This window comes from Pseudomonas khavaziana (genome assembly GCF_036704165.1).
Classification (GTDB): Bacteria; Pseudomonadota; Gammaproteobacteria; order Pseudomonadales; family Pseudomonadaceae; genus Aquipseudomonas; species Aquipseudomonas khavaziana.
Genome location: NZ_CP129946.1, coordinates 2,958,387 through 2,973,013, shown reverse-complemented (window position 1 = coordinate 2,973,013; position 14,627 = coordinate 2,958,387). Strand labels below are relative to the sequence as shown.

At 63.1% G+C, this 14,627-nt stretch carries 11 protein-coding genes; 1 reads left to right on the top strand and 10 read right to left on the bottom strand.

The genetic code is table 11. The features are described from left to right. Positions 1–51 precede the first annotated feature (51 nt). The 7 genes from QYQ93_RS13105 to QYQ93_RS13075 all read right to left on the bottom strand — a co-directional run bounded on the left by QYQ93_RS13105 (position 52) and on the right by QYQ93_RS13075 (position 7,878). Positions 52–768 carry a helix-turn-helix transcriptional regulator gene (locus tag QYQ93_RS13105; protein WP_043051617.1) on the bottom strand — a complete coding sequence of 239 codons (717 nt, stop codon included), beginning with the start codon at positions 766–768 and terminating at the stop codon, positions 52–54. A 609-nt stretch (positions 769–1,377) separates the two neighbouring features. Continuing rightward, a complete protein-coding gene (pepN, locus tag QYQ93_RS13100) occupies positions 1,378–4,035 on the bottom strand; it encodes an aminopeptidase N (RefSeq protein ID WP_338477143.1) in 2,658 nt (885 codons plus the stop codon). Between the two features lie 13 nt (positions 4,036–4,048). After that, positions 4,049–4,879 carry a DUF2797 domain-containing protein gene (locus QYQ93_RS13095; protein ID WP_338477142.1) on the bottom strand — a complete coding sequence of 277 codons (831 nt, stop codon included), beginning with the start codon at positions 4,877–4,879 and terminating at the stop codon, positions 4,049–4,051. Next, positions 4,876–5,136 (bottom strand): YeaC family protein, encoded by a 261-nt coding sequence (locus QYQ93_RS13090; RefSeq protein WP_043051201.1) that lies wholly within the window; start codon positions 5,134–5,136, stop codon positions 4,876–4,878. Before QYQ93_RS13090 ends, QYQ93_RS13095 begins: the two co-directional genes overlap by 4 nt. A 14-nt stretch (positions 5,137–5,150) precedes the next feature. Beyond that, on the bottom strand, positions 5,151–6,020 hold the full coding sequence (locus QYQ93_RS13085) for a rhomboid family intramembrane serine protease (protein ID WP_338477141.1): 870 nt from the start codon (positions 6,018–6,020) through the stop codon (positions 5,151–5,153). Beyond that, positions 6,017–6,991, bottom strand: coding sequence for a metallophosphoesterase (locus QYQ93_RS13080; RefSeq protein WP_161796525.1), 975 nt, complete (start codon positions 6,989–6,991; stop codon positions 6,017–6,019). Before QYQ93_RS13080 ends, QYQ93_RS13085 begins: the two co-directional genes overlap by 4 nt. Next, entirely contained in the window at positions 6,988–7,878 is an 891-nt protein-coding gene (locus QYQ93_RS13075; RefSeq protein WP_003217892.1) for an NAD(+) kinase, read from the bottom strand. Before QYQ93_RS13075 ends, QYQ93_RS13080 begins: the two co-directional genes overlap by 4 nt. A gap of 146 nt (positions 7,879–8,024) precedes the next feature. On the opposite strand from QYQ93_RS13075, the gene QYQ93_RS13070 reads away from it, so the two are divergent. After that, the gene (locus QYQ93_RS13070) at positions 8,025–8,972 is read left to right on the top strand and encodes a DUF1853 family protein (protein ID WP_338477140.1); all 948 of its coding nucleotides are present in this window, start codon (positions 8,025–8,027) and stop codon (positions 8,970–8,972) included. A 113-nt stretch (positions 8,973–9,085) separates the two neighbouring features. Here QYQ93_RS13070 and QYQ93_RS13065 read toward each other — a convergent pair whose 3' ends face one another. From QYQ93_RS13065 to cobN, 3 genes are all read right to left on the bottom strand, one after another. Further along, positions 9,086–9,688, bottom strand: coding sequence for a vWA domain-containing protein (locus QYQ93_RS13065; protein ID WP_338477254.1), 603 nt, complete (start codon positions 9,686–9,688; stop codon positions 9,086–9,088). A 53-nt stretch (positions 9,689–9,741) separates the two neighbouring features. Continuing rightward, on the bottom strand, positions 9,742–10,740 hold the full coding sequence (locus QYQ93_RS13060; protein WP_338477139.1) for an ATP-binding protein: 999 nt from the start codon (positions 10,738–10,740) through the stop codon (positions 9,742–9,744). A 125-nt stretch (positions 10,741–10,865) separates the two neighbouring features. Then, on the bottom strand, positions 10,866–14,627 hold the full coding sequence (gene cobN, locus QYQ93_RS13055; protein WP_338477138.1) for a cobaltochelatase subunit CobN: 3,762 nt from the start codon (positions 14,625–14,627) through the stop codon (positions 10,866–10,868).

The window sequence follows — 14,627 nt, the reverse complement described above, 5'->3', positions numbered from 1 at the left end:
CACAACTCCTTGCCTGGATGATTTGTGACGCCATGCTAAGCCACGGGTGTGTCAGTTTTTGTCAGGAGTAAACGGCGCGGACTCTTGCTGCTCCATCAGCTTGCGCCAGCCTCGCAACAGGTCGCTGCGCCTTCCGGGGTAACGCTCACCCTGGGCATCGGCGCTGGCCACGCGGTCGGTGCGAAAGGTGCGATAGGCACCGCGCAACTCGCACCACGCCACGATCACCCGCGCCTCATTGAGAAAGCCCAGGGCCAGCGGCCAGATAAGGCGTTGGCTCTGGATTTGGCTGGCGTCGGCGTAGCTGATATGCAGCTTGGCCTGATGGCCAATAGCATCGCGGAACACGTTGAGCGGGACGCGGTTTTCCGGGTAACCGAAGCCGGGAGGTCCAGGGAGCAGCGTCGGGTTACGCAACGCCTCTTGAGCCGCAGGGTCCAGTACATCAGCGATCTTCGCCAGGGCGTTGGCGGCGGCGCGACTCAATACGTCATCGCCGCGCTGGTCTACATAACGCAAGCCCAGCACGACCGCTTCGGTCTCTTCGGCGTTGAGCATCAGGGGCGGCAGAAACAGGCCGCTGCGCAATACATAGCCGACCCCGGCCTCGCCAAAAATCGGCGCGCCCAGGGCGGTCAATTCAGCGATATCGCGGTACAGCGTGCGTTCCGAGACTTCCAGTTGCGCCGCGAGAATGGCGGCGGTGACCGGGCGTTTTCTGCCCCGCAGGGCCTGGAGCAACGTTAATAGACGAGTGGTGCGCGACACGTTGATGTCACCAGAACTGGGGATAGAGGTGCAGCAGCTTAGCAGAGGCTCCTGTCAGCAAATGTCAGTAGTACGGGCTCGATAGCGACCTTGGTAACCACGATGCGCAGCGAGCCGCTCTTGATCTTGACCTGCTTTTGATCTTAGGCGCCCCGTTAAACCACGCTGGCCGGAATTCGACAGGGATTTGGGGGGCAAACCGGCAGGGATGCCGGTTTAGCCGCCCCGCGCCATGGATGGCGCGTGGCGGCGGCCCCCCAAATCCCTGTCGGATTACGGGCACACCGAGCCTAAGCGAGGTGCCGAGTGGTGGGGCAAGAGCCCTTTGGTTACTTTGGGGCTCTTTTCCAAAGTGACCCGCTGTAAAAGCGGAACCTTAAGTGGCCGTTACCGCAGCAATGGATATGTACTCGGCCTAATCCAACATCCTGGTCGGCTGTCAGGCCGCCATCGGGGGCAAGTCGAATCGTCGCACCGCCCCTCCCACATTGGATCAGGGCGCCAGTTAGATAGCAGTCGACTGTAAGGCCCCTGCGGAACCAAGCCCCCCTTACATTTGGATTGAAGACCGCCCGCTCAATAGCCGCCGGCAATCACCCTGCCCCCAACTTACGCCAGGCTCTTGCTGACCACCTCGAACACGTCGCTGGACAGCTCACCGGACGCGAGAATGCGCTCCAACTCCGCTTTCATCAGCGCCTGCCGTGCGCTGTCGTATTTGCGCCAGCGCGTCAGAGGCGCCAGTTGGCGGGAGGCAATCTGCGGGTTCAGGGTGTTGAGCTGGATCACCAGGTCCGCCAGGAAGCGATAACCCGAACCGTCCGCCGCATGGAAGTTGATCAGGTTCTGCCCGGCAAATGCGCCGATCAGGGCACGCACCTTGTTCGGGTTCTTGATGGTGAACGCAGGATGTTCCATCAGCGCCTTGACCCGTGCCAGCCCGCCCGGCAAGGTGCTGCCGGCCTGGACGCTGAACCACTGGTCCATCACCAACGGGTTGTCCTTGAAGTTCTCGGCAAACACCGCCAGGGCCTGGGCTTTTTCCGCCTCGAACGGCGAGTTCACCAGTACCGCCAGGGCGGTCAGGCGCTCGGTCATGTTGTCACTGGTGTCAAACTGATCCAGGGTGGCCGCCAGCACTTCGGGCTTGCCGCTGAGCATCAGGTAGGACAACGCGATGTTCTGCAAGGCACGACGGGCAAAGTGCTCGGCCTCCGCCACGTACGGCGTTTGCCGGGACAGGTCGCGGTTGGCCTGGTAACGCAACCACAATCCTTCGAACAGGTTGTCGGCCAATTGCTTGCGGGCATACTCACGGGCGGCGTGAATGGCATCCACATCCGCCACCTCGCTGATTTCCGCCAGGTAGGCTTCGCTCGGCAGCGAGAGCATTTCCGCAACCATGGCCTGGTCGAGGGTTTCGTCGCTCAGCACCGTGCGCAGGGCATCGATCAAGCGTTGATCAAGCTTCAGCGGCTGACCCGCCTGTTGCTGGCCGATCAGTTCCTGCAGCACCTGCACCGACAGTTGCTGGCCGGCATCCCAACGGTTGAAGCCGTCGCTGTCGTGCTGCATCAGGAACATCAGTTGGTCGCGGTCGTAAGGGAAGCTCAGCTTCACCGGCGCCGAGAAGCCACGCAGCAGCGAAGGCAGGGGTTTTTCGGCGATGTCGACGAAGGTGAAGGTCTGCTCGGCTTCAGTCACCGAGATAACCCGGGACGTGCCGCCAGCCGTCGTCTCACCGGCCAGGCGCAAGGCAATACCCGCGCCCTGCCCGTCCAGCAAGCCGAGTGCCACCGGAATCACGAACGGCAGCTTCTCAACCTTGTCCGGAGTAGCCGGGCAGCTCTGGCGGAAAGTCAGGCTGTAGGTCCTGGCCGCAGCGTCATACGACTCGCTGACCGCCAGACGTGGCGTACCGGCCTGGCTGTACCAGCGTTTGAACTGGCTGAGGTCGGCACCATTGGCATCTTCCATGGCCTTGATGAAGTCATCGCAAGTCACGGCCTGACCGTCATGGCGTTCGAAGTACAGGTCACTGCCTTTGCGGAAACCGTCGGCACCGAGCAAGGTGTGGAGCATGCCGACTACTTCCGAGCCCTTTTCGTACACGGTCAGGGTGTAGAAGTTGGAGATCTCGATAAAGCTGTCCGGGCGCACCGCGTGGGCCATGGGCCCGGCGTCTTCGGCGAACTGGTGGGTACGCAGGTAGGCCACATCCTGGATACGCTTGACCGTGGCCGAGTTCATGTCGGCGGAGAAACGCGAGTCACGGAACACGGTGAAGCCTTCCTTGAGCGACAGCTGGAACCAGTCGCGGCAGGTCACGCGGTTGCCCGACCAGTTGTGGAAGTACTCGTGGGCGACGATGGCCTCGACCCGCTGGTGAGCGGCGTCGGTAGCGGTTTCGGCGCGAGCCAGCACGGCGCTGGAGTTGAAGATATTGAGACCCTTGTTCTCCATGGCGCCCATGTTGAAGTCGTTGACCGCCACGATCATGAAGATGTCGAGGTCGTACTCGCGGCCGTAGGTTTCTTCGTCCCAGCGCATGGATTTTTTCAGGCTGGTCATGGCGTGCTGGCATTTGTCGATGTTTTCCGGTTCGACGTAGATGCGCAGCGCTACTTCACGGTTGGTCATGGTGGTGAAGCTGTCTTCCACGCACCACAGGTCACCGGCCACCAGAGCAAAAAGGTAGGCCGGCTTCTTGAACGGGTCTTCCCAGGTCGCCCAATGCCGGCCGTCTTCGCCAGGGCCGCTGGCAATCGGGTTGCCGTTGGACAGCAACACCGGGTAGCTGTGCTGCTCGGCGATCACTGTGGTGGTGAAGACGCTCATCACGTCCGGACGGTCGAGGTAGTAAGTGATCTTGCGGAAGCCTTCGGCTTCGCACTGGGTGCAGAACATGCTGCCGGATTTGTACAGCCCTTCCAGCGCAGTGTTGGTTTCCGGGTGGATCTTGACGGTGGTGTCGAGGGCGAAGGTTGCACTCTTGGGCTGCACGGTCAGGTGGCTGTCGGTCAGTTGGTAGTCAGCGTCCGTCAGTTCCTGGTCAGCCAGGTTCACGCTCAACAGCTCAAGTTGCTGGCCGTCGAGTACCAATGGCGGCAAACCGGCGCCGCGCTCGGGGTTGCGGCGCATCACCAATTGCGCGTGGACCAGACTGTGGTCCTCGAACAACTCGAAGGTCAGGTGCGTCTCGTCGATCAGGTAGTCCGGCGCCTGATAGTCCTTAAGGTAGATCATCTTCGGTTGTTCGGTGCGCATGCTTGGGATCCTTCTACTGATGCACGGCGAGCTGGTAGGCCGTGTATTTACGAATATTGATAACGCCGGTGTCGAAGATCAGGTACTGGCCCTTGATCCCCAGCAGCGTGCCTTCGGCAATCGGATTCTTGTCCAGGTTGAAGCTGACGATCTTGGTCGGATACTGCTCGACCGGGTAGCGGATTTCAATCGGCTCAATGTCGGCAATGGTTTGGATGGCTTGCAGGCCAAAGCGTTCCTGCAAACCCAGCAAGCCTTCGGCGCAGGAGGCGAACAGCTCATCGCGCACCTGCTTGAGGTCCACCGATTGCGCGTCGCCCTTGAGCAAGGCGCGCCAGTTGGTCTTGTCGGCCACCTGGCTGCGAAACAAGTCTTCGACAAAACCGGACTGCTGGCGCGTCGACACGCGCATGATCGGCAATGCCTGGCTGGCACCCTGGTCCAGCCAGCGGGTGGGCAATTGAGTAGCGCGAGTAATGCCGACCTTGATCCCCGACGAATTGGCCAGGTATACCACATGGTCGGTCATGCAGAACGTTTCGCCCCAGCCGGGATCACGGCAGGTGCCCGCGTCGTAATGGCAACGCTCGGGGCTCATGATGCACAGGTCGCACTGAGCCAGCTTGGTCATGCACGGGTAGCAATAGCCCTGGCTGAAGCTGGTCTTGGTCTTGCGCCCGCAGTGGCTGCAATGAATGGCGCCGAGATACTCCAGCCGCACGTGGGTGCCGATCAAGGGGTTGACCGGTACCTCGACATCACCCAGGCGAAAGGCGTATTGAACGGTCGGCTCACCGAGTTGCGCCGACATTTTGCTGACTGCACCGCGACCAATCTCAATCAATGGATCGCATCCGACTTGAACAGGATATTCGGCACCGGCGCCGACTTGGAGGCGCATTCCTGCGGGCCCATGTAGCCGGTGCGCTGCTCTTCGGGCAGGTTCTGGATTTCCCAGGCGATCACCGCCTGCAAGGACAGCTCGCGCTGCTCGGCGGTGAGCTTGCGGCCGTCAGACCATTTGCCGATTTCCACGGCGAGCTTGAGGCTCTCGTAGATGTCCGGAGTGATGTTTTCGATCATTGCAGCAAAAGAGGACATAAGGCTCTTCCTTATCAAATGGACGCTTTGCGGCGGTTGTACAAACCACCGAGCAAACCCGTCAGGCAACCGATGACCAAGCCGCCCACATGGGCCGCGTTGGCGATTTCGCCGAAGCCGATCATCGAGACCAGCCCCGACAGGCAAAGCAGCAGCCACACCAGCATCATCACCAGCACCCCACGGGGCAGGCGATAGGCGGGGTTGGGTGACAATAATTGAAAGATCCAACAATGCCCGAGCAGGCCATACAGCACGCCGGACAAACCGCCAAACAGGCCGGGCCCGCCATAGGCATATTGAGCGTAGTTAGAGACCAGGCTGAACAACAGGGTCAGGCCCAGCAGGTTGATACTGCCCTGGCGCGCTTCAATGCGCCGGCCCAGTTCCCAGTACCACATGCCGTTCATGGCCAGGTGCAGGATGCCGAAGTGAATCAACATCGGCGTGACCAGGCGCCACCACTGCCCCGAAGCCAGCGTGTCGGCAAGCGGCGTGAACTGGATGTACTCGCCCAGCACCCGGAACGGCAGAAAGGTCAGCCAGGCCATGGTTTGCAGGTTTTCGCCGAGCAGGGTCACGGCACCAACGATAAGGCTGGCCAGCAGCACCAGGGCGGTGACCGGGCTATGGCGTACTTGCTGGACGAAGCTTGGCCGAGCAATCGGTGCCTGTTCCGGAATGTCCAACTGCTGGTCCGGGTCGCCGGCGGGGAAGCGCTGATACAGCACGCGCACGTCATCGCTGATGGTTTCGGGCACCCACAACACTTGCTCGCCCGCCTCTTCACTGACGCGGTGGGGCACTTGCATGCGTTGCAGCAACTTGACGAAACCACCCAGGTCGACGCTCAGGGGCAGGCGCAATACAGCTACGGTACTCATGGAATGGCCTCTGGTCGCTCAACGTCGACCCATACGAATTTACGCGGATCCAGCTGGGTTTCCTGGTCCAGTCGATACGCCACCAGCTTGCCGTACAGCACCGCGCTGTAGTCCAGGCAGGCCAGGTTCGGGCGGATCGGCGCCGGTTTGCCGCTGCGCCAGTAGTGGCCGACGAACAACAGCGGCTCATCGGCACCGTAGCGCAGCAACGAATTCTTTTGCTTGGAAGACAACGGCGTGCGCGCCACCGGCTCCGGCAAAGCGTCGGGCTGGAACACGATGTCGCCGTAGGTCTTGGGGTCGTCTTCCCAGAACTTGGTGCGAAAGAACGAGCGCGTCAGGCCATCGCCACCGGTCAGGGTCAAGCCGTCGGGCAGGCGCATATCGGTACCGCGCAACAGCCGGTCGAAAGCGTTGCAGGCGAAACTGCCCGGTACGGCGGCGGCCTGCAGGAAGTGCTGGTCGATACAGCCATCCGGGAAGGTCGCACGCAGCGGCTGGATAAAGCCGTCGTCCCAGCATGCATGCACCACGCGAAAGCGCCCGGCATCGACAAACAGCGGCATGTCGTAGAACCAGCCGAGGAAATCGTGCCAGTCGGCCGGATGGTGTTCGAATTGAGTCAGGGTCTCTTGGATCAAGCGCGCATGCCGTGGGTTGTGCTCGCGCACGAACTGCTTGCCGCTGCCAGGTGGAGCCGGAGTGGTCCAGCCCAGCGCATTGAACTCATGGTTGCCCATGATACACAGCGCCTGACCGGCCTCGGTCATATCGTGGACGATATGCAGCGCCTCGCGGATGCGCGGGCCACGGTCGATGATATCGCCGAGGAACACCGCCATGCGTGACGGGTGGCGCCAGGTGCCGCCCTGCTTGTGGTAACCCAATTGGTCGAGCAAGTGCTCAAGGGTATGAGCGCAACCGTGCACGTCACCAATCAGGTCATAACTACGCGCGGGATCGAGCATCAGTCGCCTCCACCCCCCAAGCGGCTGCCCCAGCCCAACTTGGTACGGCACACTTCGTAGTAGTTGTGATCCAGCGGGTGGATCAAGCGCAACTTCTGTGCCTTCTTGCTCACGGTGATGGTGTCACCGGGGGCGCAGGTGAAATGGTTCTGCCCGTCGCAGGAGACTTGCGGGTAAATCTGCATGTCTTTGGACACCACGATTTTCAGCTCACTGTTGCCATCGACCACAATCGGTCTGCTGGACAACATATGGGGGTACATCGGCACGATCACAATGGCATCGAGCTTGGGATGCATGATCGGGCCACCTGCCGACAGCGCGTAGGCGGTCGAGCCGGTGGGGGTGGCGACGATCAGGCCGTCGGCCTTCTGGCTGCACACGAACTGGCCGTCGATGTACAACTCGAACTCGATCATCCGCGTGGACTTGCCCGGGTGCAGCACTACATCGTTAAGGGCATCGCCCTGGCCAATGGCCTCGCCGTGGCGGCGCACTTCAGCTTGCAGCAGGAAGCGGTTCTCCACCAGGTAATGGCCGTCGAGCACCTTGGCCACTTCGACTTCCAATTCATCGGGGCGGATATCGGTCAGAAACCCCAGGCTGCCGCGGTTGATCCCCAGCACCGGCACGTTATGCCGCGCCAGCGCACGCGCGGCGCCGAGCAGACTGCCATCGCCGCCGACCACAATGACCATGTCGCAGACTTCGCCGAGCATCTTGCGCGACGAGGTCTGCAGGCCGTGGCCTGGGAGGATTTCAGCGATGGTGTCTTCGAGGATCACATGCAGGTGGCGCTCGAGCAGAAACTTCTTCAGTCGGCGGACGGTGTCCAACACCTGGGTACTGCCCAGGCGACCGATAATGCCGATATTGCGAAATTGCTCCATGGGGCTCCTGCGGGGTGTGGGGTGCGGCCAAAAAGAACGATTATGGGCGAAAGGCCGTCTCAGGCAAAATCCTTTGTCGCCGCAGAGCCTTGATGACAATGGTTCTCAGGCACCTTGCGCACGTCTGAAAAGGCTATGCTCGGACCATGACAGTGTTCCCTGACTTGCACGCCCTGCCCCGTCAATTGCGCCACCCCGAGGTGCGCGACCTGGCGTGGGTGATACTCGCCCCGCCGATGCTGGCGCAGACGCCATGGCCGCAGCGCCATCCGTTGGCCGGCAGTGACTGGGTGCAGGCGCCCCACCTGCTCGAAGCCTGGCTGCGTGACCTGGACCGCGACAGCAGTGCCTTGCAGCAGTGGCTGAGCCTGTCACGCACGCGGCGCCTGGGCCTCTACTACGAACGCTTGTGGCAGTTCGCGGTGCAGCATGCACCGGGCGTGGAGTTGCTGGCCGCCAACCTGCCGATCCGCCGCGCCGGGCATACCCTGGGCGAGCTGGACATGCTGCTGCGCGACCGCGATGGTGTGCACCACCTGGAACTGGCGATCAAGCTCTACCTGGGCCCCCAGGACGGAGATGGCCAGGATACCGCGCAGTGGCTCGGCCCGGGGTGTCATGACCGACTGGACCGCAAGCTCGCTCATCTGGCCCAGCACCAGCTGCCGATCTCGGCGCGGGCAGAGAGCCGCGAAGCCTTGGCGGCGCTGGACATCCAACGGTTCGATGCGCATTTGTGGCTGGGCGGTTATCTGCTCTACCCGTGGCCCGGCGCGGCGCAATCCCCCCTTGGCGCTCACCCCCAGCATTTGCGTGGGCGCTGGTTGCATCAACGCGACTGGCGGGACTTTGTCAGCACCACCCCGGCCGGCCGCTGGCAACCCCTGCCCCGCCATGCCTGGTTGGCACCGGCGCATTACCCGGCGAGTGAAGTATGGAGTGAAGAACAGATGCAAGGCTGGCTGGCGGACCTGGACCCGATGGCCCCGGCGCAGTTGCTGGTGCGGATGGTGCAGAGCGGTGAGGAGTGGGAGGAAGCCGAGCGGCTGTTTCTGGTGGCGGATCTTTGGCCGAATGTACCGGGGGCGGGCTGATGAAGCTGTGGTTGATTTGAAGGCCTCATCGGGAGCAAGCCCCCTCCCACATTTTGAGCACACCGCACTCCCCTGTGGGAGGGGGCTTGCTCCCGATGGCGATTGCGCAGGCGCTACAAACCATCGATATGCCGATACTCCAACTGCAACCCCATCGCCAGCGCTTGAGCCCGTCCTAACCTGATCGGCCCACGCTCAATATCGACCAGCACTCCCGGGCAGTCCAATCGTGGCAATGCGTCAATCGCCTTGAGCCGCCCATCGGTCACCACCAGCAACTTCTGTTGCTCCACCGGATAGCGCTTGCGCCGCGCCGCGAGCCACTCCCCGGCCTCGGCCAGCGCCGCCAGCAATGGCGTGCCGCCGCCGGCACCGAGTTGTTCCAGCCAACCCGCCAGGCCTTTGGCAGCCTTCAAGCCTTGCACCTGCCACTTCGGCGATGCGCCGCTCGCCGTCAGCAACGCCATGCGCGCCCGTTGCCGGTAAGCATCGTCAAACAGCTGGGCCAACAAGCCCTTGGCATCGGTCAACGCGCGATGGCGCCGAGTCGACGCCGAGGCATCGACGATCACCAACCACAATTCAGGCGCCGAACGGCTACGCCGGTAGAACAGCACATCTTCCCGACATTGCGGCCGGCCGCCAAGCAAGGTGCCCGGCCAATTGATCGTGCCCTGCTGTGCGCTGCGCGCCTTGCCTTGCCTGCCGTTGTCCAGTCTGCCCGCCTGGGGCCGGGCATCCGCCCCCGCGTCAGGTCGGGGACGAATGCCTAGGGCTTTTTTGGCCAGGCTGGCATATCGCGGCGTGCGCCGGTGGGCAAGGCCGGTGCGGGCATATCGCCCCATTGGCCCTGGCCAGGGGAGGTCTCAGACGGCTTCGACGACTGCCCTTCATTCGGCGGCGCGGCCGGTGGCGTTTGCGGCTGACGGCGATGGCGTAAGGCAAACTCGGCCACTGCGTCGATATCTTCCTCGGCGATGGCTGACACGCCACGCCACGCGGCATGGGCGCGGGCGCCACGCAGCCAGACCAGGTCGGCGCGCAAGCCATCCACCCCTTCGGCAAAGCAGCGCTCGGTAATCCGCGCCAATGCCTGGTCATCCAACGGGATGCTGTCGAGCCGCGCCCGCGCCTGGGTGCAGCGCTCGCGCAAGGCGGCCTGGGGTTCAGCCCACTGCGCGCAGAACGCGGCTGGATCGGTGTCGAAATCCAGGCGACGACGGATGATCTGCCCGCGCTCGGCTGGCAAGGTCTGCCCGCTCAACGCCACATTGAAGCCGAAGCGGTCGAGCAGCTGCGGGCGCAACTCGCCCTCCTCCGGGTTCATGGTGCCGATCAGTACAAAACGTGCCGAATGGCGATGGGAAATACCGTCACGTTCGATCAGGTTGGTACCGCTGGCAGCCACGTCCAGCAGCAGGTCCACCAAGTGGTCTGCCAACAGGTTGACCTCATCCACATACAGCACGCCGCCATCCGCCTTGGCCAACACGCCGGGGGAAAACTGCGCACGGCCTTCGCCCAGGGCGGCGTCCAGGTCCAAGGTGCCGACCAGCCGCTCCTCGGTCGCGCCCAAAGGCAAGGTGACGAACTGCCCGCTGGCCAGCAGGTCCGCCAGCCCGCGGGCCAGGGTCGACTTGGCCATGCCTCGCGGCCCTTCAATCAGCACGCCGCCGATCCTCGGATCGATGGCGGCCAGGCACAGCGCCAGTTTCAGCTCGTCGGCGCCGACCACGGCGGACAGCGGGAAATGCGGGATATCAGTCATAATCAACTCTAAATAGCTCGTTCCCACGCCCCCGCGTGGGAACGCTTCAATGGACGCTCTGCGTCCGCTCTTGTGACGCAGAGCGTCACGGCCTGCATTCCCACGCAGAGCGCGGGAACGATCGATCAGCTGTCTTCTTCTATATCCAGCAACAGGTTTTCCAACGCCTCGCGATACGCCCCCGGCTCCTGCCACATGCCCCGCTGCTGGGCTTCGAGCATGCGCTCGGTCATGTCTCGCAGGGCGTCGGGGTTGTGTTGCTGCACAAAGGCACGGGTGTCAGGGTCGAGCAGGTAGGCATCGGCCAGCAGCGCGTATTGATGATCGTCGATCAGCGCGGTGGTGGCGTCGAAAGCGAACAGGTTGTCCACGGTCGCGGCCATCTCGAACGCGCCTTTATAGCCATGGCGCTTTACGCCTTCGATCCACTTGGGGTTGGCGGCGCGGGAGCGGATAACCCGGTTCAGCTCTTCCTTCAAGGTACGGATTTTGGGCAGGTCCGGCTGGCTATGGTCACCATGATAGCTGGCGGCCTTGTCACCGCTCAGGGTTTCTACGGCGGCAAGCATGCCGCCCTGGAATTGGTAGTAGTCATTGGAGTCGAGCAGGTCATGCTCGCGATTGTCCTGGTTCTGCAATACCGCCTGCACCTGGCTCAAGCGCTGGGCAAATTGCTCGCGGGCGGCGGTGCCCTCGTCGGACCCACCGTAGGCATAACCGCCCCAGTTCAGGTAGATCTCGGCCAAGTCTTCACGGCTCTGCCACAGGCGCCCGTCAATCGCGCCCTGCACACCCGCGCCATAGGCACCGGGCTTGGCGCCGAAGATGCGCCAGCCGGCCTGCTTCGCCGCGGCCTCTGCATCCAGGCCCGACGCCAGCAGCGCCTGGCGCTCGCTGCGCACCTTGGCGGCCAGCGGGTTCATGTCATCCGGCTCATCGAGGGCCGCTACCGCCTGCACCGCCGCATCGAACAGGCGGATCAGGTTGGCGAAGGCATCGCGGAAGAACCCCGACACACGCAGGGTCACGTCGACACGCGGGCGGTCCAGCAGGCTGATCGGTAGTATTTCAAAATCGTCCACTCGCTGGCTGCCGGTCGCCCATACCGGGCGCACGCCCATCAGCGCCATGCCCTGGGCGATATCGTCGCCTCCCGTACGCATGGTGGCGGTGCCCCACACCGACAACCCAAGCTGGCGCAGGTGGTCGCCGTGATCTTGCAGATGTCGCTCAAGCATCAGGTTGGCCGACTGGAAACCGATGCGCCAGGCCGTGGTGGTCGGCAGGTTGCGCACATCCACAGTGAAGAAGTTACGCCCCGTCGGCAGTACATCCAGGCGACCACGACTGGGGGCACCGCTGGGCCCTGCCGGCACAAACCGCCCGCCCAGGGCATCCAGCAAGCCGCGCATTTCCGCTGGGCCACAGGCGTCCAGGCGTGGCGCGACCACGATACGCAGGCTTTCTATCACCGACTTCACGTCCTGCCAGCCGGGCTCTTCCAACTGCTCGATAGGACCTTCCAGCGCCTGCTCGATCAGGCGCGCTGCGTACAGCTCCAGGCGTTCGCGGGTATCGCCGGCGGTGCGCCATAACTGCCCGTCGATCTTCTGCAACACTGGCGGACGTCGCCCCGTCCAGGGCTCGGACAAGGCGCAATCGAGCGGATCAAAGCCCAGGTCGAATGCCTTGGCCAGTACCCGCAGCAGGCTCGATTGCGGGCCACGACCATCGCCACGGGGAATGCGCAGCAAGGCCAGCAAGGTGTCGATGCGCAAGCGGCCCTCAGGTGATTCGCCAAAAACATGCAGACCATCGCGGATCTGCGATTCCTTCAAGTCACACAGGTAGGTGTCCAGGCGCGGCAGCCAGATGTCGGCGCCAGCCTCGCTGTCCAGCGCCAGCTCCTGGTCGATGCGGGTTTCGCGCACCAGCTTGAGGATGTCTTTTTGCAGCTCAAGGGCGCGGCGCGGGTCGAGCAATTGCGCCTCGTAGTACTCGTCGGCCAACAGCTCCAGGTTACGCAACGGGCCGTAGGTTTCGGCGCGGGTCAGCGGCGGCATCAGATGGTCGATGATCACCGCCTGGGTACGCCGCTTGGCCTGGGCGCCCTCACCTGGGTCGTTGACAATAAACGGATAGATATTCGGCAGCGGCCCCAGCAATGCATCCGGCCAGCAGTTTTGCGACAGGCCCACGCCCTTGCCCGGCAACCATTCCAGGTTGCCGTGCTTGCCCACATGAATCACGCCGTGTGCGCCGTAGGTGTGACGCAGCCAGAAATAGAACGCCAGGTACCCATGGGGCGGTACCAGGTCCGGGTCGTGGTACACGGCACTGGCGTCCACCTGGTAACCCCGGGCCGGCTGGATGCCGACGAAGGTCAGGCCCAGGCGCAGGCCGGCGATCATCATGCGGCCGTCGCGAAACATGGGATCGTTTTGCGCGGTGCCCCAACGTTCCAGCACAGCCTGACGATTGGACGCGGGCAAGCGATCGAACATCGCCTGGTAATCCTCCAGGCCCAGGCTTTGGTGGCACGGGCGCAGGTCGAGGCTGTCGAGGTCGTTGGTGACACCACCGAGCAGCGCATGGATCAGTGCGGTGCCACTGTCGGGAAGCACCTCTGCCACCGGGTAGCCTTCAGATTGCAAGGCACGCAAAATATTCAGCGCCGCAGCCGGGGTGTCCAGGCCCACGCCATTACCAATACGCCCATCTCGGGTCGGGTAGTTGGCGAGGATCAGGGCAATGCGCTTATCGGCATTGGGCACCCGGGCCAAGTCGACCCAGCGCCGCGCCAATTCAGCGACAAAGTCCATGCGCTCAGGAGCTGCGCGATAGCACACCACGTCCGACTGGCTGCGCTCGCTGCGCCAGGCCAGGTCCTTGAAGCTGATCGGCCGGCTGATGATGCGCCCATCCAGCTCCGGCAAGGCAATATGCATCGCCAGGTCACGCGGGCCGAGCCCTTGCTCACTGGCCTGCCAGCCGGGTTGGTTGTCCTGGGCGCAGATCGCCTGGATCACCGGGATATTGCGGCGAAATGGGCGCAGGTGCGGGGCTTCGGGGCTGGACTGGGCAAAGCCGGTGGTGTTGAGGATCACGGCGGCTTGCACGTCGTCCAGCAGATCCTCGACCACCGTGAGGCAGCCGGGCTCTTTCAAGCTGGCCACCGCGATGGGCAACGGGTTGAGGCCCGCGGCCTGCAAGCGCTGGCAGAACACATCGATGAAACCGGTATTGGCCGCCTGCAAGTGGGAGCGATAGAACAGCACGGCGGCTACGGGGAGGTCAGCGCGCCAATCCACCTGCCAGTCATTGAGGCGGGCATTGGCTTGATTCGGGTGATAGATCGCCGTACGCGGCAAGGTTTGCGGCTCGGCCCATATATAGTCGCGGCCCAGATGGGCGCTGGCCAGGCAATGATAAAAATCCAGCGCGTTACCCAGGCCGCCCTGGCGCAGGAAATGCCACAGGCGCTCGCGCTGTTCGGCATCAACGGTACTCAGGCCGCTGAGCTCCGGGTCGGGGCGGTCATCCCCCGGCACCAAAATCAGCGTGACGCCGCGCTCAGCCAGTTCCACCAGGCGCTCGATGCCGTAGCGCCAGTAACCAATGCCGCCATGCAAGGAAATCAGAATCACCTTGGCATGGCGCAACACCTCATCGACGTAGAGGTCGACGGAGGCATGGTTTTGCACCTGCATCGGGTTGGCCAGGCGCAGGCTGGGGTAATCCTCGGGCAACTGCTGGGCCGCTTCGGCGAGCAGCGCCAGGCTGGAGTCGCCGCTGCACAGGATCACCAGTTCAGCAGGGGTTTGGCCAAGGTCGGCAATATTGTCGTCCGCGACGAAACCACCGGGTTGGGTCCTGAGCAGGTGCAT

Bases quoted from the DNA above. Each gene is read 5' to 3' on its own strand.
- pepN (WP_338477143.1), bottom strand. From the start codon at position 4,035: ATGCGCACCGAACAACCGAAGATGATCTACCTTAAGGACTATCAGGCG.
- QYQ93_RS13075 (WP_003217892.1), bottom strand. From the start codon at position 7,878: ATGGAGCAATTTCGCAATATCGGCATTATCGGTCGCCTGGGCAGTACC.
- QYQ93_RS13060 (WP_338477139.1), bottom strand. From the start codon at position 10,740: ATGACTGATATCCCGCATTTCCCGCTGTCCGCCGTGGTCGGCGCCGAC.
- QYQ93_RS13070 (WP_338477140.1), top strand. From the start codon at position 8,025: ATGACAGTGTTCCCTGACTTGCACGCCCTGCCCCGTCAATTGCGCCAC.
- QYQ93_RS13090 (WP_043051201.1), bottom strand. From the start codon at position 5,136: ATGTCCTCTTTTGCTGCAATGATCGAAAACATCACTCCGGACATCTAC.
- cobN (WP_338477138.1), bottom strand. From the start codon at position 14,627: ATGCACCTGCTCAGGACCCAACCCGGTGGTTTCGTCGCGGACGACAAT.
- QYQ93_RS13085 (WP_338477141.1), bottom strand. From the start codon at position 6,020: ATGAGTACCGTAGCTGTATTGCGCCTGCCCCTGAGCGTCGACCTGGGT.